19 protein-coding genes are annotated in these 19,920 nt (G+C 60.6%); 9 read left to right on the top strand and 10 right to left on the bottom strand.

All coding sequences use genetic code 11. The features are described from left to right. Positions 1-73 precede the first annotated feature (73 nt). Together ACQKEN_RS04685 and ACQKEN_RS04680 are read right to left on the bottom strand one after the other, a co-directional pair. On the bottom strand, positions 74-1,174 hold the full coding sequence (locus tag ACQKEN_RS04685; RefSeq protein WP_427684041.1) for a hypothetical protein: 1,101 nt from the start codon (positions 1,172-1,174) through the stop codon (positions 74-76). A 117-nt stretch (positions 1,175-1,291) separates the two neighbouring features. After that, positions 1,292-1,606 carry a DUF7693 family protein gene (locus ACQKEN_RS04680; protein ID WP_427684039.1) on the bottom strand — a complete coding sequence of 105 codons (315 nt, stop codon included), beginning with the start codon at positions 1,604-1,606 and terminating at the stop codon, positions 1,292-1,294. Positions 1,607-1,721: 115 nt separating this feature from the next. On the opposite strand from ACQKEN_RS04680, the gene ACQKEN_RS04675 reads away from it, so the two are divergent. Next, positions 1,722-2,543, top strand: coding sequence for an NADPH-dependent oxidoreductase (locus tag ACQKEN_RS04675; protein WP_427684038.1), 822 nt, complete (start codon positions 1,722-1,724; stop codon positions 2,541-2,543). A 72-nt stretch (positions 2,544-2,615) separates the two neighbouring features. Here ACQKEN_RS04675 and ACQKEN_RS04670 read toward each other — a convergent pair whose 3' ends face one another. Next, entirely contained in the window at positions 2,616-3,536 is a 921-nt protein-coding gene (locus ACQKEN_RS04670) for a LysR family transcriptional regulator (RefSeq protein WP_427684036.1), read from the bottom strand. Positions 3,537-3,622: 86 nt separating this feature from the next. Between ACQKEN_RS04670 and ACQKEN_RS04665 the strand changes: the two genes are divergently transcribed. From ACQKEN_RS04665 to ACQKEN_RS04650, 4 genes are all read left to right on the top strand, one after another. Beyond that, on the top strand, positions 3,623-4,408 hold the full coding sequence (locus ACQKEN_RS04665; protein ID WP_427684034.1) for an NAD(P)H-dependent oxidoreductase: 786 nt from the start codon (positions 3,623-3,625) through the stop codon (positions 4,406-4,408). A 146-nt stretch (positions 4,409-4,554) separates the two neighbouring features. Next, positions 4,555-6,582 carry an FIST N-terminal domain-containing protein gene (locus ACQKEN_RS04660; protein WP_427684033.1) on the top strand — a complete coding sequence of 676 codons (2,028 nt, stop codon included), beginning with the start codon at positions 4,555-4,557 and terminating at the stop codon, positions 6,580-6,582. 52 nt (positions 6,583-6,634) lie between these two features. Next, complete coding sequence (locus ACQKEN_RS04655) at positions 6,635-7,444, top strand: helix-turn-helix transcriptional regulator (protein ID WP_427684031.1); 810 nt, start codon at positions 6,635-6,637, stop codon at positions 7,442-7,444. Positions 7,445-7,549: 105 nt separating this feature from the next. Then, the gene (locus ACQKEN_RS04650; protein WP_427684245.1) at positions 7,550-8,947 is read left to right on the top strand and encodes an NAD-dependent succinate-semialdehyde dehydrogenase; all 1,398 of its coding nucleotides are present in this window, start codon (positions 7,550-7,552) and stop codon (positions 8,945-8,947) included. 280 nt (positions 8,948-9,227) lie between these two features. On the opposite strand, the gene ACQKEN_RS04645 is transcribed toward ACQKEN_RS04650, so the two are convergent. The 4 genes from ACQKEN_RS04645 to ACQKEN_RS04630 all read right to left on the bottom strand — a co-directional run bounded on the left by ACQKEN_RS04645 (position 9,228) and on the right by ACQKEN_RS04630 (position 13,203). Next, positions 9,228-9,431, bottom strand: a complete 204-nt coding sequence (locus tag ACQKEN_RS04645; protein ID WP_427684029.1) for a hypothetical protein — start codon at positions 9,429-9,431, stop codon at positions 9,228-9,230. 260 nt (positions 9,432-9,691) lie between these two features. After that, positions 9,692-10,381 carry a type 1 glutamine amidotransferase domain-containing protein gene (locus tag ACQKEN_RS04640; RefSeq protein WP_427684027.1) on the bottom strand — a complete coding sequence of 230 codons (690 nt, stop codon included), beginning with the start codon at positions 10,379-10,381 and terminating at the stop codon, positions 9,692-9,694. A gap of 213 nt (positions 10,382-10,594) precedes the next feature. Next, positions 10,595-11,197, bottom strand: coding sequence for a TetR/AcrR family transcriptional regulator (locus tag ACQKEN_RS04635; RefSeq protein WP_427684026.1), 603 nt, complete (start codon positions 11,195-11,197; stop codon positions 10,595-10,597). A gap of 146 nt (positions 11,198-11,343) precedes the next feature. Next, the gene (locus ACQKEN_RS04630) at positions 11,344-13,203 is read right to left on the bottom strand and encodes an ABC transporter ATP-binding protein (RefSeq protein ID WP_427684025.1); all 1,860 of its coding nucleotides are present in this window, start codon (positions 13,201-13,203) and stop codon (positions 11,344-11,346) included. A 254-nt stretch (positions 13,204-13,457) separates the two neighbouring features. On the opposite strand from ACQKEN_RS04630, the gene nadA reads away from it, so the two are divergent. Continuing rightward, the gene (nadA, locus tag ACQKEN_RS04625) at positions 13,458-14,516 is read left to right on the top strand and encodes a quinolinate synthase NadA (protein ID WP_237253717.1); all 1,059 of its coding nucleotides are present in this window, start codon (positions 13,458-13,460) and stop codon (positions 14,514-14,516) included. A gap of 102 nt (positions 14,517-14,618) precedes the next feature. Here nadA and ACQKEN_RS04620 read toward each other — a convergent pair whose 3' ends face one another. Then, the gene (locus ACQKEN_RS04620) at positions 14,619-16,055 is read right to left on the bottom strand and encodes a M48 family metalloprotease (protein WP_427684023.1); all 1,437 of its coding nucleotides are present in this window, start codon (positions 16,053-16,055) and stop codon (positions 14,619-14,621) included. Positions 16,056-16,201: 146 nt separating this feature from the next. Between ACQKEN_RS04620 and ACQKEN_RS04615 the strand changes: the two genes are divergently transcribed. Together ACQKEN_RS04615 and ACQKEN_RS04610 are read left to right on the top strand one after the other, a co-directional pair. Then, positions 16,202-16,453: a sulfurtransferase TusA family protein gene (locus ACQKEN_RS04615; RefSeq protein WP_237253715.1), complete on the top strand. Its 252-nt coding sequence runs from the start codon at positions 16,202-16,204 to the stop codon at positions 16,451-16,453. A gap of 37 nt (positions 16,454-16,490) precedes the next feature. Then, a complete protein-coding gene (locus ACQKEN_RS04610) occupies positions 16,491-17,561 on the top strand; it encodes an AI-2E family transporter (RefSeq protein ID WP_133772851.1) in 1,071 nt (356 codons plus the stop codon). Between the two features lie 113 nt (positions 17,562-17,674). Here the strand turns inward: ACQKEN_RS04610 and ACQKEN_RS04605 are convergent, their stop codons facing one another. Both ACQKEN_RS04605 and ACQKEN_RS04600 read right to left on the bottom strand, forming a co-directional pair. Further along, complete coding sequence (locus ACQKEN_RS04605; protein ID WP_427684021.1) at positions 17,675-18,148, bottom strand: peroxiredoxin; 474 nt, start codon at positions 18,146-18,148, stop codon at positions 17,675-17,677. A 10-nt stretch (positions 18,149-18,158) separates the two neighbouring features. Further along, positions 18,159-18,722 carry a glycine cleavage system protein R gene (locus tag ACQKEN_RS04600; protein WP_037014004.1) on the bottom strand — a complete coding sequence of 188 codons (564 nt, stop codon included), beginning with the start codon at positions 18,720-18,722 and terminating at the stop codon, positions 18,159-18,161. A 313-nt stretch (positions 18,723-19,035) separates the two neighbouring features. On the opposite strand from ACQKEN_RS04600, the gene dapA reads away from it, so the two are divergent. Then, complete coding sequence (dapA, locus tag ACQKEN_RS04595; RefSeq protein ID WP_427684019.1) at positions 19,036-19,914, top strand: 4-hydroxy-tetrahydrodipicolinate synthase; 879 nt, start codon at positions 19,036-19,038, stop codon at positions 19,912-19,914. The last annotated feature ends 6 nt before the right edge of the window (positions 19,915-19,920 follow it).

Below are 19,920 nucleotides of genomic sequence, written 5' to 3'. Positions count from 1 at the left end.
CAGATTTTTTTTTGCCTGTCTGAAAGCTGGCGGGACGGGCTGACTCAATAGCTCAGTGCCCCTCGCGTTCATCTCACGCCTTGCCGAACACCACGTCCAGGGACATCGAATCAGTGTGCCGCATCGGGTTACTGCCCTGGCCGAGGGTGTCGTCATTCGGATGCTGATACGTCATTCCAGTGCCCAGCGCTTTGGTCAGGAAATCGCCTCCCTGTTTCATCTTCTCCGTGGACCCGTCGTACCAGCCGGCAATGGTCTTGTTCCCCGCAGAATCCAGGGAAGTAATGCTGTCAGGTGCCTTGTCAGCGATACTTTGCTTGTCGCCGACTTCAAATCCTTTTCCATCGGTGGCATGGATCGCTGCATTGCGGCCATCAATGTCGCTGGTATTGATGAAACCGTTGTAGAACTCCAGGCGGCTCGCGTCAGGCTTGTAGTTGCCGTCCGCGTCGGCCTGTTTAAGCAGCCCCGTCGTGTCCGCCTCATACTTCATGGTTCCTTTTTGCCCAGGCTCCAAGGACAGTTCACCTACCAGCTTTTCATTTTTGTCGAACTGGCCAATCTTTATCGCATGGTCTTGCGTGTTAGTGATATTGAGCGAGTAAGGCCCGCTGCCAGCGGTGGCGGCGTCGCCTACCGCGGTACTCTTGCCTGCAGGTGCAAGCGCAGCTGTCGCCTCCGGCGCGGCCTGAGCATCTGCCGGAGGTGGGGATGCCACTTGAGGCCCGGCTGCTGATGGCTGGGCCGCACCTGGCGTCGCGGCTGCTTGCTGGGACCCCGCGTTGGCAGCCATCGGCTGAGCAGGTGCGGAGACTGCCGCCGACTTGCCTTGCGCACTGCCACTGTCTTGAGAAGACGCGCCCGTGTCGCTTCGGTTTTGCTGCATGAATTGTGCGAGCGCCTGCATGATCTGCTCGACCAGATTACGTACTGATGCAGCCAGGTCCTGATCGGTGGGATTGGCGGCACGCTCGCCTGGGGTCACTCGGCTGTCACTGATTTGCGCCGATGGGCCCCCATAGCTCACCGACTGCGCACCGGCACCGGGCGAACTACCGAAATCGATGCCTGCGCCCGCTTGCCGCTGATCAGCGAAACGCCCTTGGGGCGAGCCTAAATCACTGGTGTCCAGGCTAAAGCCCTGATCAACAGGCCCACTCACTTTCATCGACATACGTCACCCGCTCTGGACTTTATACCGCTTGAGTGGCAACTGATCCGCTTTGGTTCCGTCATCCCACGCTATGGGTCCGACCCCGTTTCTTTTGACGCGCGGCCTATGAGCGTTCGGTTATATGAGAGAGAGCAGCGTTTCCAGCCGACCACGTTCCCAACTGCTCAGCAGCTCAAGCGGATCAGTGCCGTAGCGTTGGCGGGCGTCAAAAATATAAGCCCTGCCTTCGGGGCTGAGGCAGCGATCGCAGTGATCCAGCGCGTGGCGCTCTTTGTAAAACGTGATCAGCCAACGATCGGCCTCGACGGTCATCAGACCGCTGTCGATTTCGACATGAGCGTGACTGCCCTCCCGACGCATTACCCGAATGCCGAGGGCAATATCACGCAGGACCTGACAGGTTTCGCGCGCAGTGAGAGGCTTTGCTGACAACTGGATTTACCTTGATGGCTCAGCTTGAAGGGCGGGCGACATGAAGATGTCTACCCGAGGCATGCGGCGGTGGCATCGATTTGGTAGCCTCGTGTCACTTTTTTGGAGAGATTTCATGACCACAACCAGCCAATCGAAAATGGCGGCGCGCTACGGTGAACCCGATGCATCCGCGCTCGCCACCTGGAACGATACCATCGATCAGTTGCTCGACCATCGCAGCGTTCGCGCTTTCACCGCCGAGCCTCTGCCGGATGGGCTGGTCGAAACACTGGTCGCTGCTGCGCAGTCTGCGGCCACCTCTTCGAACCTGCAGGTCTGGAGCGTCGTCGCGGTGCGGGACACGGATCGTAAGGCGCGTCTCTCGGCGCTGGCTGGCAACCAGGCTTACATCCGACAGGCGCCGCTGTTCCTGGTATGGCTTGCCGACCTCTCTCGCGTCTCCCGTGTAGCCGAGCAGCAACATGCCGAACTGCATGCGCTGCCCTACCTCGAGAGTCTGTTGCTTGGAACCATAGATGCTTCACTGGCGGCTCAAAATGCAGTTGTAGCGCTCGAATCGCTGGGGCTTGGAAGCGTTTACATCGGGGCCATTCGCAATGACATCGAGGGGGTTGCCAAGGAGCTTGGACTGCCTGCACATGTTTATCCCGTATTTGGCCTCTGCGTCGGGTATCCCTCCAGGGAACTGCCAGCGAAGGTCAAACCCAGGCTTCCACAGGCTGCGGTGCTTCACCACGAAACCTACACGGCGGCGCCGGAGTCGGCCGCAGTCGCCACGTATGATCAGCGGTTGGGGGCTTTCTACCAGCGCGAGGGAATGAGGGCAAACGGTTGGTCCGAACAGGTCGTCAACCGACTTAGGGACGTCTCGAACCTCCATGGTCGTGAACATCTCGTTGAGCAGTTGGTCCGGATGGGATTTGGCCTTCGCTGATGACCTCGCTCAAGGGCCTGAGCCACGCGGCTGGCGCGCCTCGATTGTGCATGACAGAGGCAGAGCGCAGCGTCAGTGCTGCGCGCCGGAGGTTGTCCCGACCGTTGAAGCGATGAGGTCGCGCAGCCACATGTGGGCGGGATCGCGATGCAGGCGCTCCGGCCACAGCATCAACATTTCAAACCCGGGGATAACCAGAGGAGGATCCTGAACATGCAAGGCTGGCTCGTTGTGCACCATCCTCTGCGGCACGATTGCCACCAGATCACTGTGCGTCAGGGCTGAAATGAGTGAGTTGAAATTGGGCACCGACAACACGACGCGGCGTTGCAGACCCTTGATCGCCAATGCCTGATCAGTGGTGCCAGTAAAGCCTGCGCCGTTGGGGGACATGATGGCGTGTTCAAGGGTGCAAAATGCTTTGAGGGTCAGCCTTGACTGGAAGGCCGGGTGCCCGTGCCGGCCGGCCAGGACGTAGCGTTCGTGGACCAGCGAGCGTTGACGCATCTTTGGCGGAGCTTCGTCGCGAATGTGCAGAGCGAGATCAAGGTGACCATTTTCCAGGTCGCTGGCGAGGTCGAGAGGGGGCTTGTTCAGCAGCGCCAATCGAGTGTTCGGCGCGATGCCCCTGATCAGTCGCAGTGACGGCCAGACCAGAGCGGTGGTGGCGTAGTCGCTGGCGGCTACTTTCCAGGTTTGATGTGAAGAGGCGGGGTCAAATGCATCAGCAGGGCTCAATGCGCTATTCAGTGCTGCCAGTGCTTCGCTCAACGGCTTGCGCAACTCGCGGGCGCGCTCGGTGGGCAGCATGCCTCGGGGACCTGGCAAGAGCAAAGGATCACCCAGCATGTCCCTGAGCCTGCCCAGTTGCAGGCTGACAGTTGGCTGCGCAAGGTTCAGGACGCGCGCCGCGCGGGTGACGTTCTGCTCAGCCAGCAACACATCCAGCGTCAGCAGCAGATTGAGGTCCAGTTGGCGCAAGATATTGTGCATGCAAATACCAGCTGTTTCAGGAATTCATTTCTAGCATAGCGCGATCGCCGCTACGGTGAGGCATCCATCCCTACCCGGAGCCTCTTGTGAACATACTGTTGATCTACGCCCACCCTGAATCTCGCTCCCTCAATGGATCGCTGAAGGACTTTGCGATCGCTCATCTGAAGGCGGCTGGCCATGAGGTCGAAGTATCGGATCTCTACAAAATGAAGTGGAAGGCGGTGCTTGATCCTGATGACGCCCCTGGTTACGACCCCAAAACGCCTTTCAATCCCGCCATTGAGTCACACCGAGTGTTTGTCGCCGGCGCCCAGCCGCAAGACATCGAGAACGAGCAGGCCAAGTTGCAGTGGGCTGATGCCGTGGTGTTCCAGTTTCCACTGTGGTGGTTTTCGATGCCGGCGATCCTGAAGGGTTGGGTCGAGCGCGTTTATGCCTATGGTTTTGCCTACGGTGTGGGCGAGCACAGCGAACGCCATTGGGGTGATCGCTACGGCGAGGGCCGGATGACCGGCAAGCGCGCGATGCTCGCGGTCACCATGGGCGGATGGGAGTCTCACTACAGCGAACGCGGGGTGAACGGTGCGTTGAATGACGTGCTCTTTCCGATACAACACGGGGTGCTGTTTTACCCCGGGTTTACAGTTCTGCCACCTTTCCCGATCTATAAAACCGGCAAGGTCGACGCTGTGCGGTTCGACCCGTTGTGCGCTGAATATGCGACGCGGCTGGATAACCTCTTCACCGATCCGCCGCTGCCGTTTCGTCGACAGAATGCCGGCGATTACGAGATCCCGGCGCTCACGCTCAAGCCCCACCTGGCGCCGGGGCGCCACGACTTTGGCATCCATTACACCGACGGCGATTAAAGCTGGAGCAACCGTACGGGCTTCGGTTCAAATCCCCCGACCAACGCCACGTCCTGTCCTTCAAGTCAGAATTTCCACGGCCGATACAGAGGAAAGCTGCCGCGTATGCACCCATGCGCCCAGCGATCCTTTCTAGTGAGCCGACGATGAACCCATTCAACCTCTTCAACCGATCCCGTGCCCATCGCCAGGAAGCGGTCAGCATTAACTGCACCGCTGGCGAACTGGACGGCGCGTTGGCAGGCGTGCGTTCGGTTCCCGTTCTGGTGACGGGCTTCGTCTCTCCCCATCTGGACATCGACCAGGTCGCCGCGCGCATCAAGCAGCGCTTTCCCGACAGCGCGCTGAGCCTGTGCACCACGTCCGGTGAGCTGTGCAACAGTGCGACCGGTTTGTATTGTGCGACCGGCGACCGTTGGGATCGCATCGTCCTGCAGGTCTTCGAGCGCAGCGTGATTGCATCGGCCGAAGTGGTGATGGTGCCGCTGGAGTGCGAAGACATCCGCGGCGGAGGCAAGCGCTTGGAGATGCGTGAGCGCATCGAAAAACTGGTCAACAATATCAAGCGTGCGCAGGTCAGCACGACCATCGACCATCGCGACACCCTGGCTTATGTGGTGTTCGACGGCTTGTCAGCGTCCGAATCGTTCTTTATGGAAGCGCTGTATGAGTCCGGTCGCTTTCCCTGCCTGTTTGTCGGCGGCTCGGCCGGTGGCAAGTCGGATTTCAAGAAAACGCTGATCCACGACGGTAAGCGCAGCTATCAGAATCATGTGCAAATTGTCTTCATCAAGACAGCCGCCGACGTACGTTTCGGTGTGTTTAAAAGTCAGAATTTCCAGCCTGCCGGATTGACCTTCAGTGTTCTGACGGCTTCCGTCGAAGACCGCACCATCGATCAGGTGATCGACAGCAAGGGCAACATCATGAGCATGGTCCAGGCGCTGTGTAACGCGTTTGATTGTGATGCTCAGGCCCTGGAAAAGAACCTCGCGGATTATTCCTTCGCCATCCGGGTAGGCAGCGAGTTGTTCGTGCGCTCCATCGCGCGCATCGACCATGCGCAGCAAATCATTCAGCTGTTCTGCGACGTGGCCCCCGGCGAGGAACTGGTGATGGTCAAGCGCACGCCGTTGCGCGAAGCCACCCGCGTGGATTACGAGCAATTCCTGCGCGGCAAAGGCGGGCAGCCCGTCGCGGCGATCCTCAACGACTGCATTTTGCGTCGGGCCAACAACGGCAAGGACCTGGGCAGCATGACCGGATTGTTCGGTGACGTACCGCTGGTGGGGTTCTCGACCTTCGGCGAAATCCTCGGCCTGAACCTGAACCAGACGCTCACGGCGATCTTTTTCTTCCGCGTGGCGAAAGGCGCTTCGTTCACCGATGAATACGTCGACCGCTTCATCGCTCACTACGGAGAATTCAAGGCGTTTTTCCTGCGCCGCCAGCTCAAGAAGATGGTGGGCTTGAACCACGTCATCGTTAAGCAGATTGAGGCGTTCAAGCTCAACGATTTCAACAATGCCCTGGACACCCGCGGGCTGGATACCAAAGTCCTTCCTGTCTTCGAAGGCCTCGCCGCACTGGGTCGGGTCCTTGCCCAGGCCGGGCAGCAGCAGGAAGAGATGTCCACGCAAATCAAGCACTACTCCGGCGAGCTGCACCTGTCGATGGACGACCTGGCGGGCACGATTGACCAGCAGAACACTGTCTCGACCAACGCCGGCAACACCGTTGTAGCGCTGGTCAGCCAGGCGGACGAAGCGGTGGTCGGCGCACGAGCCCTCGCGGAATCGAGCCTGCGCATCCAGTCCATCGTGCAGGTGATTCAACAGATCGCCGGGCAGACCAATCTGCTGGCGCTCAACGCCGCGATTGAAGCCGCACGGGCAGGGGATTTGGGCAGAGGGTTCGCCGTGGTTGCCGATGAAGTGCGCAAGCTGGCGGAAATCACCCGCAAGAACGCGGCGGAGATCGGCGTCGACATCGACCTGCTCTCCAGCGAGATCCAGCGGGTGGCGCAGCAGATCGAGGACCAGTCCACCGGAGTCGGTGCGCTTCGGGAAATGCTCGACTCCCTGGAGAACTCGAACCAGGCCACCGAAGGCACGGCGCGGCGCACTAAAGCCATCGCCGATACCCTGACCGGCTTGACCCACGCCAGAGCTTGACCCACGATGCCCGTTTTCCGCGATCAACCAAAACGTGGACCACGAGCGAGTTATGGCAAAGAGACCTTCGATAGAGCAGCGGCGCGAATTCGGTAACTTCTTGTCCAGCCGGCGCGCGCGGCTTGATCCGAAGGACTTCGGCCTGCCGGAAGGGCCGCGGCGCACGCCCGGATTGCGCCGCGAGGAAGTCGCGGCGCTGGCCGGGGTCAGCGTCAGTTGGTACACCTGGCTTGAGCAGGGCCGCGACATCCAGCCCTCGCCGGATGCGCTGCAGCGGATATCCAAAGTCCTCAAGCTTGATCGTGTGGAGTCCGCGCACCTGTATGCGCTTTCCGCACTGGAGGTGCCGGTGGCTGAGACCGGCGGCGGGGTGACCGCCGGCCTGGAAATGCTGGTGCGCGCGATCAACCCCATTCCCGCATATGTGCGCAACGCCCGCCTCGACATTCTGGCGTGGAACGACGCCATCGCCGAGCTGTTCGTCGACTACGGTTTGTTGCAGCCCCATGAGCGCAACACGTTGCGTCTGCTGTTTCTGTACATCCCGTACCGAACCATCATTCTGGATTGGGAGCAGATGGCGAGGGGCATGATCAGTGCGTTTCGGGCCTCGCGTGCGCTGGCCCAGGACAAGGCACCGTTCGACAGCCTGATCGAAGAGCTCTCGGCCCTGAGCCCCGAGTTCAAAGAGTGGTGGCAGGACACAGACGTCAAAGGTTTCGAAGAAGGCCGCAAGCGTCTGCTGCACCCCATCAGCGGCCACATCGATTTCACCTACGTCGCGCTGACGCCTGAAGGGCGGCCGGATCTGTCGCTGGTGACCTACATCCCCCGCCACACTGCCTATGACTCACGGTCATAGGATAACAACACGCCTTCCTGGCGTTTTCGGGCTTGCCTAGAGTGACGGTCATCGCAGCGCATAGGTGCTGCACCGACCGCCAACGAGGTAATCACGATGTCTGACCTGAGCCCGATCTCCACCGCAAACGTCGCCACATCACGCAACCCGGCCACCGGTGAGCTGATCGCCACTTACCCCTTCCAGACCCAAACCGACGTCGAGCAGTTGCTGGATGTGAACGCTGCGGCCTTTCGTCTGTGGCGCGCCACGCCGATGCGCGAGCGCGTAGCGGCCTATCGCCGTCTGGCGGACACCCTGCGTGAGCGGTCGGAATCCTTCGCTGCACTGATCACCGCTGAAATGGGCAAGACCCTGGCGGCGGCCCGTGGAGAAGTGGAGAAGTGCGCGGCCACGATCGAGTGGATTGCCGACAACGGCCCTTCGATTCTTGCCGATGAACCCGTGAATGTAGGCAGCGACGACGAAGTCCATGTGTCCTTCCTGCCGATCGGCACCGTGCTGGCGGTAATGCCCTGGAATTTCCCGTTGTGGCAGGTGATTCGTGCGTCCGGGCCGATCATGCTGTCGGGCAATGGCTTCATGCTCAAGCACGCGCCGAACGTCATGGGTTCGGCTTACGCGCTGCAAGAAGCCTACGAGGGAGCGGGCTTTCCGAAAGGGCTGTTCACCAACCTCATTGCCGACAACGACACCGTGGCCCGCACCATTGAAGACCCGCGCATCGCCGCTGTTACCCTGACGGGCAGCATGCGTGCGGGCTCTGCGGTCGCTGCTACCGCAGGCAGGGCACTCAAGAAGAGCCTGCTGGAGCTGGGTGGTTCGGATGCCTTCATTGTGCTAGCCGACGCCAATATTGATTTGGCAGTGAAAGCCGCCGTCGAGGCGCGTTTCCAGAACGCCGGCCAGGTCTGTCTGGCGGCCAAGCGCTTCATTCTGGAGGCGCCTATCGCCGAGCAATTCACCCGTCAATTCGTTGCAGCGGTCGAGCAACTGAAAGTCGGTGACCCGCTGGACAGCGCGATCAACGTCGGCCCGATGGCCCGCGCTGATCTGCGCGATGAGCTGGACGGTCAGGTTCAACGCACTATTGCCGCCGGCGCGACGTTGCTGCTGGGCGGGAAGAAAATCGACGGCCCCGGCAACTTCTACGCGCCCACCGTGCTGGCCGATGTTAAGCCAGGCATGGCCGCGTTCGACGAAGAAACCTTCGGCCCGGTGGCAGCGATCACCATTGCCGCCAACGCCGAAGAGGCGATCGTGCTGGCGAACACCAGTGACTACGGGTTGGGTGGCAGCCTGTGGACCCAGGACATCCCGCGCGCGCAACGCATCGCCCGGCGTCTGGAAACCGGCGGCGTGTTCATCAATGGATTCCCGGCCACCAACGCGCGTATCCCGGTGGGCGGCGTCAAAAAGAGTGGCTACGGTCGCGAACTGTCCCACTTCGGGCTGCGCGAATTCACCAACGCCCAGGCGGTGTGGGCCAAAAGCGTGGACTGAGATTCAGTGAGCAGTATCAGCATGTGAGAGCGTCTGTAGCCGCCCATGCTGCAAAAAAGCCGTCGCACCTGCGACGGCTTTTTCATGCCTGCGATTTGCAATGGCGCTTCTGGCTTCAGCCAATCGGGTGCAGGTCAGCGGGTGCCAGGCCCACAAGCTCGATGTGCACAGCGGTCGCGTCGGCCACGACCAGGTTATCGGCGGTGAAAATCATGGCGACGTTCTTGTCGATCCTGATCTCGAATCGGTTGCCGTCAGCGTCCGCTTCGTAATCCTTGGGTTAGGTAAGGTGGATGGCTGTATCGACAATCAGCTTAAATGTGCTGTGAGTGCCATCTCCCTGTCCGGTAAACCCTGACGCCGAAACGTCCAGCAGGTCAGTGGGGCCAAGCCTGAAGCAGTGGACGAAGTCGATGCTGAACTGCCCCGTGCCTTCGTTCACAACGCTGTCGGTGATGTGTGTGAAGGCAAAGGTTGCGGGCATTGCCGCTCAACATTGCTTCCGCGCCTCCTTCACCTGTCACAACGAGCACCGTGAGCGTTCATCAATGCCCGCCGTGGCGTGGTAGACGTTTCAAAGCAGTGTTTGATTGTTGATTCGCCTCCGTCCAGAAACGACAAAGCCCGACATAAAGTCGGGCCTGGGGTCGGGTTGAATCCGTTCATTACCAGTTCATGGCGGTTATCTCGGTGCAAAGTTGAGAAGCGGGGAGGGGTGCGAACACCCCTCGCGCCGGGCGGTGATCAGGCCGATTTGTTTTGCAGTGCCTTGATCAGCACGTCTGCCGCAGGACCGGAAGAAGCCGGGTTCTGGCCGGTGATCAGCAGGCCATCGGTGAGGACGTACGAGCCCCAGTCCGGACCTTGGGAGTAGACGCCGCCCAGGGCTTTCAGCTCGTCTTCCACCAGGAAAGGCACCACGTTGGTCAGGCCGACGGCTTCTTCTTCGCTGTTGGCAAAGCCGGTGACCTTCTTGCCTTTAACCAGTGGCGTGCCGTCGGCGTTCTTCACGTGGCGTAGCACGCCGGGGGCATGGCAGACGACAGCGACGGGCTTGGCGGCGGCGATGAATGATTCGATGAGCTGGACCGAGTTTTTGTCTTCAGCCAGATCCCACAGGGGGCCATGGCCGCCCGGGTAGAACACAGCGTCGAAATCTGCCTGGGACACGCTGTCCAGGCGGACGGTGTTGGCGAGCAGGGCTTTGGCGGTTTCGTCTTTCTCGAAACGACGGGTCAGGTCGGTCTGGAAGTCAGGCTCGTTGCTCTTCGGGTCCAGCGGAGGCTGACCGCCTTGTGGCGACGCCAGAACGATCTCGGCATTGATGTCGCTGAACGCGTAATAGGGCGCTGCCAGCTCTTCCAGCCAGAAGCCGGTAGGACGGCCGGTGTCGCCGAGGGTGTCGTGGGAAGTCAGAACCATAAGCACTTTCATCGGTGTATTCCTTGTGACGGGCTAAAGTAGGTACACCATAGTCCTGAGTAGACCAGTCGTCTAGGATTATTTTCGAATTATTTCCGGGTGTCTTTAGAACGGTACTTACTGGTAGGGGCGGTGAAGGTATAAAGCCGGTCAGGAGAGACCGGCAGGCGCAATGCACAGGAGGGAAGAGGGCAGAAAAAGCGGCGGGAGATTGCAGTGCGCCGATCAGGCAAGGCGCAGGATCGTGCGCGTCGTTGCCATGGCGGTTTCGAAGGGGGCAAGGCTTCTTTCGATCTTGACCATCACGCTGGCGCCAACCCACAGCTGGTACAGGCTTTGCGCAACGGCGTAAGGATTATCGCAGGCGGGCAGCGAGCCGTCGGCAACACCAGCCTCGATCGCGCTGCCGAGCCGGTCAGTGATCCCGGCCGTGCCGCGCTTGAGCACCGCGCGCATGGTCTCAGACAAATCGGCCACTTCGACACCGAGCTTCACGGCGAGGCATTTACCCTGACATTCCTGAAACGACTGCGTGTCTTGCCAGACGCGCCAGTAGTTCATCAGCCGCTCGCCCATGGGCAGGCCAGGCTCACCGAGGATGCGATCGATGTCAGCGAGGTAGTCGTCGAAGTAGTGCTCAAGCAACGCCTCGCCGAAGGCATCCTTGGAGCCGAAGTAATGATAGAAGGAGCCTTTCGGCACGCCCGCCGCGGCCAGAATTTCGTTCAGGCCTACGCCGGAATACCCCTTGGCGGCCATGATGCGCTGGCCGACGTCGAGGATTCCTTGACGGACATCAGATGAACCACGTGTTTGGGGAGTATTCATAGCGTTGGAGAATACATCCTAGTAAGTCGGTCTACTACAAGATTCGGATGGACGCTGCTGTTGCGCCTCAGCACAGCCGCCCGGCTCGAACGACGGCTCTGGCAGCAAGCCGTCGTTTTGCTCCAGGTCATCGACGCGCGTCTGCGCTAGACCTGATCCACCGCTTCAGGCACGCCCTGATCCTCGCCCAGAAAACCGCCGCTCTGGTGATGCCACAACCGCGCGTACATGCCGTTCTTGTTGAGCAGTTCAGCGTGGGTACCTTGTTCGATGATGCGCCCGTCGTCCATCACGATGAGCCGGTCCATGGCCGCAATGGTCGACAGCCGGTGGGCGATGGCAATGACGGTTTTGCCTTTCATCATTTCGTCGAGGCTTTCCTGAATCGCCACTTCGACTTCCGAATCCAGCGCGCTGGTTGCTTCATCCAGCAGCAGGATCGGCGCGTTCTTCAGCATGACGCGAGCAATGGCAACCCGTTGGCGCTGGCCGCCCGAGAGCTTGATGCCACGCTCACCGACCAGCGTGTCGTAGCCGCTGTGGCCATGCTTGTCGCTGAGCTGGCTGATGAAGCCATCCGCTTGGGCGTTGACCGCCGCGGTGTGGATTTCCTCATCGGTGGCATCAGGTCGGCCATACGCAATGTTGTCGCGAATGGACCGATGCAGCAGCGACGTGTCCTGAGTCACCATGCCGATGGTGCTGCGCAGACTGTCCTGGGTGACCTGCCGGATGTTCTGCCCATCGATGCGAATCTCGCCGCTGTCCACGTCATAGAAGCGCAGCAGCAGATTGATCAGCGTGGATTTGCCAGCCCCTGAACGGCCCACCAGCCCGATCTTCTCGCCCGGCCGGATGGCCAGATTCAAACCATCCAGCACCTGGCGCTCGCCGTTGTAGTTGAAGCTGACGTTGTCGAAGGTCACGGCGCCGCCGGTGGTCTTCAACACGGTAGCATCCGGCGTGTCCTGAACTTTGGGGCCCTGAGTCAGGGTCGCCATGCCGTCCTGCACCGTGCCGATGTTCTCGAACAGCGAGGTCATCTGCCACATGATCCAGTGGGACATGCCGTTGATGCGCAACGCCATTGCAGTAATCGCCGCCACCGCGCCAGTCCCGACGTCACCCTGATGCCACAGCCACAGGGCATAACCGCCCGCGCCCAGAATCAACGCGACGACCAGTGCCTGATTGACGATCTCGAACTGGCTGACCAGACGCATCTGGCGAAAGCCGGTCTGCTTGAAGTCCTCCATCGCCGCGCGCGCAAACTGCGCTTCCCGTTTGGAGTGGGAGAACAGCTTTACCGTGGTGATATTGGTGTAGGCATCGGAGATTCGCCCGGTCATCGACGACCGCGCGTTGGCCTGCTCCTGACCGACCTTGCCCAGCCGTGGCACGAAGTACAGCATGGCCAGGCCGAACAACACGATCCAGGCAAGGAACGGCAGCATCAGCTTCAAGGCGAAGCCGCCGGCCAGCGCGATGATCGCGATGAAATAAACGCCGATGCCGGGCGCGATTTCGATCAGCGTGAACAGCACGTCGCGCACCGCCAGCGCGGTCTGCATGACCTTGGTGGTGACCCGGCCGGAGAATTCATCGGAGAAGAACGACAGGCTTTGCCGCAGCATCAGGCGGTGAAAATCCCAGCGCAGCCGCAACGGCAGGTTGATCGCCAGCACCTGGTGCTGAACCATCGTGCGCAGGGCCACCAGTCCGACGCTGATCACCAGCACGATACCGATGCCCCACAGCGCCCGACTTTCCTCACCTGCGGTGGCGCCGCCGTCCTTCCAGGTCGACAGCAGATCGACCACTTGCCCGAGGAACGAGAAAAGCCAGGCTTCGTAGAGCGACACACAGGCGCTGAGCACCGCAAGGGCGAGAATATAGCCGCGCGCCCCCCGGGTGCAGGCCCAGAGAAACCGCGCCAGGCCCACGGGGGGCGGCGGTGCTTCGTCGGGAGGGAAGGGGTCGAGTCGTCGTTCAAACACGCTCAGCATGAGGGGCTCCAAAACTGTCCAGTGACGCAGATTCTGCCATTGAATGGCAGGCTTGAGGGTTTCGGCGGTTTTTTGGGGGACTCGTTCCAACCATCAAGGACGTGTTTTTGCAATGTCCTGCGCTTGAGGCAATGACGCTTACACTGATGAGGCGGACTGCCGGTAAGTGATCGCTCACCAGATCCCGTGCTAACTTCCCGCCCGTTTTCTATCATGCGGACTTTCCGTCCGTACGCGCATTCAGGTCCATTGACATGACACACATCTCCGAACGCCTCCTGGTCCAAGCGCACCTGGACGCCAAGCAGCCCAAAACCCTGAGCCCGGACGAGGAAGCGGAATACCGCCGGCTGATCGCTGCCGAGCTCAAGGCCCAGGACGCCGTGCTGGTCGCTCACTACTACTGCGATCCGGTGATTCAGGCACTGGCGGAAGAAACCGGCGGTTGCGTCTCGGATTCTCTGGAGATGGCGCGATTCGGCAAAAACCATCCGGCGAAAACCGTGCTGGTGGCCGGGGTGCGTTTCATGGGTGAAACCGCAAAAATCCTGACCCCCGAAAAACGCATCCTGATGCCGACCCTTGAAGCGACCTGCTCACTGGACCTTGGTTGCCCGGTCGACGAGTTTGCAGCGTTCTGCGATCAGCACCCCGAGCGCACCGTGGTGGTTTACGCCAATACGTCAGCCGCGGTAAAAGCCCGTGCCGACTGGGTGGTGACGTCCAGTTGCGCGCTGGAAATCGTCGAAAGCCTGATGGACAACGGCGAGAAAATCATCTGGGCGCCCGACAAGCATCTGGGCCGCTACATCCAGCGCGAGACCGGGGCTGACATGCTGCTGTGGGACGGCGCCTGCATCGTGCACGAAGAATTCAAGTCCCGGCAGCTGGAGGACATGAAAGCGTTGTACCCGGATGCCGCCATTCTGGTGCACCCGGAATCCCCCGAGTCCGTTATTGATCTGGCTGACGCCGTGGGCTCCACCAGCCAGTTGATCAAGGCGGCGCAAACGCTGCCGAACACCACCTTCATCGTCGCCACCGATCGCGGCATCTTCTACAAGATGCAGCAGCTGTGCCCTGACAAGGTATTCATCGAAGCGCCCACTGCAGGCAATGGCGCCGCATGCCGCAGTTGCGCCCATTGCCCGTGGATGGCGATGAACACCCTGGCGCGCACGCTTCAGTGCTTGCGCGAAGGCACCAACGAGATCTTCGTCGATCCGGCGGTTATCCCCCACGCCGTCCGGCCGTTGCAGCGCATGCTCGACTTCACCCAGGCGGCACGCATGAAAGCTTCGGGGAATGCCTGATTTACAGCGGTAAGCTTCAAGCTTCAAGCTTCAAGCTTCAAGCGGAAAGCCGATGGGCTGCGTCTCGTCTTGCAGCTTATGGCTTGCCGCTTGTAGCTCGCCTCAGTTCATCATGTCCTTCACCGCCCGCTCCTGAGCGATGATTTCCTGCTGCCGCGCGTCGATGCGCGAGGCCAGCTGGAAGTTGTTGTTCGCGCGGCGCTTGGCGAATTCGAGCTGCTGAATCGCCTGCTTGAAATCGCCCATCAGCGCGAAGTATTCCGCACGGGCCTGATGCAGGCCGATGGTGTTGCCCGACAGACCACGGGTGTCAGCCACCTGATTCCAGATGTCCGGATCGTCCGGGCGGCTCTTCAACAGAATCTCCAGAGACTTCAGCGCTTCGGGCGCCTTGGACTGCTTGAGCAAGACGTCGACTTTCGCCTGATTGAGCGGGTAGTTATCGGGATACAGATTCAGCATTCGGTCCACCCGCTGCTGAGCGTCAGGCAGGCGATTGTTGGAGATGTCCAGGTTCACGGCGGCGAGGTTGTAGGGAATGTTGTCCGGCGCCTTGTCGAGCAGCGGCTTCAAGGTTTCGCGGCCTTCGTTCAGCTGACCCGCCTTGGTTTGTGCCAGCGCCAGGCCGTAGCGGGCGGCGTCGTTTTTCGGGTTCTCGGCCAGTTGCGCACGGAAACGCTTGGCGGCCATGCCCGGGGTTTCTTCGTAGATCAGCACGGTGCGTGCGCGCATCAGTTGATACGCAGGGCTGTCTTCCTTGCCGCCGGGCTTGGCTTGCTCGGCACGGTTGCGCGTGTCGGCGATACGGGATTCGGTCACCGGGTGGCTCATCAGGAATTCCGGTGGTTTGGCGTCGTAGCGATACTGGCGCGCCAAGCGCTCGAACATGGTGGGCATGTTGCGCGGGTCGTAGCCGGCCTTTTCCAGGTTAAGAATGCCGATGCGGTCGGCTTCTGCTTCGTTTTGCCGGGAGAATCGCGCCTGCTCCTGAATCGCGGCGGCCTGGGTGCCGGCAATTGCGGCAATCCCCGCATCGCCTGCGCCCGCTGCGGCCATGACAATACCGGCGAGCATCGCCGCCATCACCGGCACTTGCATGCGCTGCTGCGCCTGCACGCCCCTGGCGAAGTGCCGTTGCGACAAGTGAGCCAGTTCGTGGGCGAGGACCGCAGCGTATTCGCCTTCAGTCTCCGCGTGGAGGAACAACCCGCCGTTGACCCCGATGATCCCGCCGGGCGCTGCGAAGGCGTTGATCTCTGGCGTGTTGATCAGGATGAATTCGAGACGGCGGTCCTGCACCTGGCTGGTTTCGGCGAGCCGGTAGACGGACGATTCGACGTAGTCCTTGAGCAGCGGGTCGGACAGCTGCGCCACTTCAGAGCGCAACAGTCCGAGCCAGGCACGCCCCAGGTCGTGTTCTTGCTGCGGAGAAACGATGGATGAACTCGCGTCGCCTAGGGAGGGCAGGTCATCTTCTGCGAAACTCGGAGCTGCCAGCAGGCATGCGAGGGTCAGCAGCGTGGGGCGCAAAAAATTCATGCACGAAACTCTGGGGCAGAAAGGCGTCACTGTAGCTGGCTCAATGGCTTGCTGACCAGAGTGGGGTATTCTGGAAAGCTTGTAAGAATGTTCTTCCGCCTGATTGCTTTTATGCGAGGGCGGATGTGTCTATCCGGAGAGAAACGATGTCTGACGCTGTAGGACAACCCGCAGCCTGCGATGCAGAGCTTGATGCAAGCGGTCTCAACTGCCCGCTACCCTTGCTCAAGGCCAAGATGGAACTCAACCGTCTGGCCAGCGGGGCAGTGCTCAAAGTGACGGCCACCGATGCCGGCTCGCAGCGCGACTTCCGAACCTTTGCAAAACTGGCCGGGCATGCGCTGCTGCACGAAGAAAACGCTGACGGCATTTATCGGTATTGGCTACGCAAGGCCTGAGCGTTTCTGACCCCTCGCAACCCCCCTAGGATTCTTGATGTTCAAAGTGCTTCGCGACTGGATACAGCGCTACTTTTCCGACGAGGAAGCGGTAGTGCTGGCGGTGCTGTTGGTTCTCGGATTTACCGTTGTTCTCACCCTCGGCGGCATGCTTGCCCCGGTGCTGGCCGGACTGGTGCTCGCCTTTCTGATGCAGGGGTTGGTCAATCTGCTTGAACGCCTGCGGGTCCCGGAAGGTGGCGCAGTGGGGCTGGTCTTCGCCTTGTTCATGGGGGCGCTGGCGCTGTTTCTGCTGGTGCTGGTGCCTCTGCTGTGGCGCCAGCTCATCACGCTGTTCAACGAATTGCCCGGCATGCTCGCCAAATGGCAGTCATTGCTGTTGCTGCTGCCGGAGCGCTATCCGCATCTAGTGTCGGACGAGCAGGTCTTGCAGGCCATCGAAGTGGCGCGCGGCGAGGTCGGAAAGTTCGGGCAATGGGCGCTGACGTTTTCCCTGTCCAGCCTGCCGCTGTTGGTGAACATGATGATCTACCTGGTGCTGGTGCCGATCCTGGTGTTCTTCTTCCTCAAGGATCGTCGGATGATCAGCCGCTGGGCGAGGGGATATCTGCCCCGCGAACGTACGCTGATTACCCATGTGGCCGAAGAAATGAACCGACAGATCGCCAACTACATTCGTGGCAAGGTCATCGAGATTTTCATCTGTGGCGGTGTGACGTACATCGCCTTCGTGACCATGGGCCTGAATTATTCGGCGTTGCTGGCGATGCTGGTGGGGATTTCGGTGGTCGTGCCGTACGTAGGAGCTGTGGTGGTCACGGTGCCGGTGGCGTTCATCGCGCTGTTCCAGTGGGGCTGGAGCGATCAGTTCATCTATCTGATGGTGGTCCACGGCATCATCCAGACCCTGGACGGCAACGTGCTGGTGCCGTTGCTGTTTTCCCAGACGGTGAGTCTGCACCCGGTGGCAATCATCTGCGCCGTGCTGTTGTTCGGCGGGCTGTGGGGGTTCTGGGGGATTTTCTTTGCGATCCCGCTGGCGACCCTCTTCAAGGCCGTACTGGATGCGTGGCCACGGAACGAACCGACCGTGGCGCCGTTGTTGTAGGTGTTGCCTTGCTTTTGTAGGAGTGAGCTTGCTCGCGATTGGCGTCGTCATGGTCAACCTACGATGACCAAACGAACCCGATCGCGAGCAAGCTCACTCCTACAGGATGGCGATCAAGCCTGGTTCAGCGCCTGAGCCGCTTCAAGCACCGCCGCCACGTGGCCTGGCACCTTCACGCCGCGCCATTCCTTGCGCAGCACACCGTCCTTGTCGATCAGGAAGGTGCTGCGGTCGACGCCCAGGTATTCCTTGCCGTACAGCTTTTTCAGCTTGATGACATCGAACAGCTGGCACAGCGATTCGTCCTTGTCCGAAATCAGCTCGAACGGGAATTCCTGCTTGGCCTTGAAGTTCTCGTGGGATTTCAGGCTGTCCCGCGACACACCGAACACCACCGTGTTGGCGGCCTTGAAGTCGGCGTGATGATCGCGAAAGCCCTGGCCTTGTGTGGTGCAGCCCGGGGTGCTGTCCTTCGGGTAGAAATAAAGGACGACTTGCTGACCCTTTAGCGCCGACAGACTGACCGCCTGTTCGCTCGTGGCCTGTACCTTGAAGTCGGCAACGGGTTGGTCGAGTTCTACAGCCATTCGGAACTCCTTACATCGGTGCTTGAGGGCGCCATGGTTCGATCAGCGCATCGAGGTTGAGTGCGTCGGCGAAGTCCAGGAACTGGTCGCGCAACCAGCTGATCTGGGTGCCGGCCGGCAATGTCACAGTGAACGTCGCGTTGAGCATGGTGCCGCCGGTCTGCGGCGCCTGGTAGGTGTCGCAGATCAGGTTTTCCAGCTCGACATTGTGGTCGATGAAGAACTGGCACAGCTCGTTGATGATGTCAGGGCGGTACGCCGAACTAACGTAGGCCACATAGGGCAGGGCTTCCGGACGGTTTTCCAGCGAAGCACTGCGCACCACATTGACGGTGAAGGCGTGTTTCTTCGCCAGATTGGGCAAGCCGGTTTCCAGACGCGCCAGGGCGTCCCAGCTGCCGGAGATCTGCAGAATCAGCGCGCTGCACTCACCGTGGCGAGTGAGGCGTGAGCTGACGACCGAGCAACGGCTTTCGTTACTGGCGCGGCACAGGACGTTGGTCAGCTCCATTGGGTTGGCGCCAAGGGCACTGATGACAAGGAATTGTTCGCGAACTGTGGGGATGGATGACATGCAGCATTCCTAAACGATGAGCGGTCGGTACGCAGCAGGCCTTTGCCGGCGGGCTCGACGGACGAAGGCATCGTGACGTCGCCCCGACCCATAGCCGTCAATCGCTGCCATGAGCCTGTCATGGCGCGCGATAACGACGCAGGGCGGGGTAAGTGACGACAAAATCGAGCAGTCGAACGAGCCGGGCAGATGACCCGTACCGATCAAAGACCGAAGGGTAGCGAAAACCGGCGCCGAGGGGAATGCTCGCCTTGTGCAAGGATCATGGCGCCAGTACCATTACCGCTCTCTTTTTCCGGCAGGAGCGGTTTGCATGATTGCGGGCAGTATGGTGGCACTGGTCACACCCATGGATGCACAAGGTCGTCTCGATTGGGACAGCCTGAGCAAACTGGTGGACTTTCACCTGCAAGAGGGCACCAACGCCATTGTTGCCGTCGGCACCACCGGTGAATCCGCGACGCTCGACGTCAACGAGCACATCGAAGTCATCCGCCGCGTGGTCCAGCAGGTTGCTGGCCGCATTCCGGTCATCGCCGGCACGGGCGCCAACTCCACCCGCGAGGCGGTCGAACTGACCACCAACGCCAAGAACGCCGGTGCCGATGCCTGCCTGCTGGTCACCCCGTACTACAACAAGCCGACCCAGGAAGGCTTGTACCAGCACTTCAAGCACATCGCCGAAGCCGTCGACATCCCGCAGATTCTCTATAACGTGCCGGGCCGTACCGCCTGCGACATGTCAGCCGAGACCGTTATCCGTCTGTCGAATGTCAAAAACATCATCGCCATCAAGGAAGCCACCGGAGACCTGCAGCGCGCCAAGGCTATTATTGCCGGCGTGAGCAGCGACTTCCTGGTCTATTCCGGCGACGACGCGACCGCCGTGGAGCTGATGTTGCTCGGTGGCAAAGGCAATATTTCGGTCACCGCCAACGTCGCGCCGCGCGCCATGGCCGACCTGTGCAAGGCCGCGATGGCCGGTGACGCCGACACCGCCCGCGCCATCCACGAAAAACTGATGCCGCTGAACAAGACCCTGTTCATCGAATCGAACCCTATTCCCGTGAAATGGGCCCTGCATGAGATGGGTTTGATGCCAGACGGTATTCGTCTGCCACTTACCTGGCTCAGCGAGTCCTGCCACGAGCCGCTGCGTCAGGCCCTGCGCCAGTCCGGTGTATTGGTCTAATGAGGA

The sequence above is a fragment of the Pseudomonas sp. NPDC078416 genome (assembly GCF_050268485.1).
Classification (GTDB): domain Bacteria; phylum Pseudomonadota; class Gammaproteobacteria; order Pseudomonadales; family Pseudomonadaceae; genus Aquipseudomonas.
Note: the sequence above shows the minus strand (reverse complement) of the source record. Positions and strands in the feature narration are given on the sequence as shown.

What these genes read in the sequence shown, in the direction of transcription:
- ACQKEN_RS04685 (WP_427684041.1), bottom strand. Translation starts at nt 1,174, where the DNA reads ATGTCGATGAAAGTGAGTGGGCCTGTTGATCAGGGCTTTAGCCTGGAC.
- ACQKEN_RS04675 (WP_427684038.1), top strand. Translation starts at nt 1,722, where the DNA reads ATGACCACAACCAGCCAATCGAAAATGGCGGCGCGCTACGGTGAACCC.
- ACQKEN_RS04670 (WP_427684036.1), bottom strand. Translation starts at nt 3,536, where the DNA reads ATGCACAATATCTTGCGCCAACTGGACCTCAATCTGCTGCTGACGCTG.
- ACQKEN_RS04660 (WP_427684033.1), top strand. Translation starts at nt 4,555, where the DNA reads ATGAACCCATTCAACCTCTTCAACCGATCCCGTGCCCATCGCCAGGAA.
- ACQKEN_RS04655 (WP_427684031.1), top strand. Translation starts at nt 6,635, where the DNA reads ATGGCAAAGAGACCTTCGATAGAGCAGCGGCGCGAATTCGGTAACTTC.
- ACQKEN_RS04645 (WP_427684029.1), bottom strand. Translation starts at nt 9,431, where the DNA reads ATGCCCGCAACCTTTGCCTTCACACACATCACCGACAGCGTTGTGAAC.
- ACQKEN_RS04640 (WP_427684027.1), bottom strand. Translation starts at nt 10,381, where the DNA reads ATGAAAGTGCTTATGGTTCTGACTTCCCACGACACCCTCGGCGACACC.
- ACQKEN_RS04635 (WP_427684026.1), bottom strand. Translation starts at nt 11,197, where the DNA reads ATGAATACTCCCCAAACACGTGGTTCATCTGATGTCCGTCAAGGAATC.
- ACQKEN_RS04630 (WP_427684025.1), bottom strand. Translation starts at nt 13,203, where the DNA reads ATGCTGAGCGTGTTTGAACGACGACTCGACCCCTTCCCTCCCGACGAA.
- nadA (WP_237253717.1), top strand. Translation starts at nt 13,458, where the DNA reads ATGACACACATCTCCGAACGCCTCCTGGTCCAAGCGCACCTGGACGCC.
- ACQKEN_RS04620 (WP_427684023.1), bottom strand. Translation starts at nt 16,055, where the DNA reads ATGAATTTTTTGCGCCCCACGCTGCTGACCCTCGCATGCCTGCTGGCA.
- ACQKEN_RS04615 (WP_237253715.1), top strand. Translation starts at nt 16,202, where the DNA reads ATGTCTGACGCTGTAGGACAACCCGCAGCCTGCGATGCAGAGCTTGAT.
- ACQKEN_RS04610 (WP_133772851.1), top strand. Translation starts at nt 16,491, where the DNA reads ATGTTCAAAGTGCTTCGCGACTGGATACAGCGCTACTTTTCCGACGAG.
- ACQKEN_RS04605 (WP_427684021.1), bottom strand. Translation starts at nt 18,148, where the DNA reads ATGGCTGTAGAACTCGACCAACCCGTTGCCGACTTCAAGGTACAGGCC.
- ACQKEN_RS04600 (WP_037014004.1), bottom strand. Translation starts at nt 18,722, where the DNA reads ATGTCATCCATCCCCACAGTTCGCGAACAATTCCTTGTCATCAGTGCC.
- dapA (WP_427684019.1), top strand. Translation starts at nt 19,036, where the DNA reads ATGATTGCGGGCAGTATGGTGGCACTGGTCACACCCATGGATGCACAA.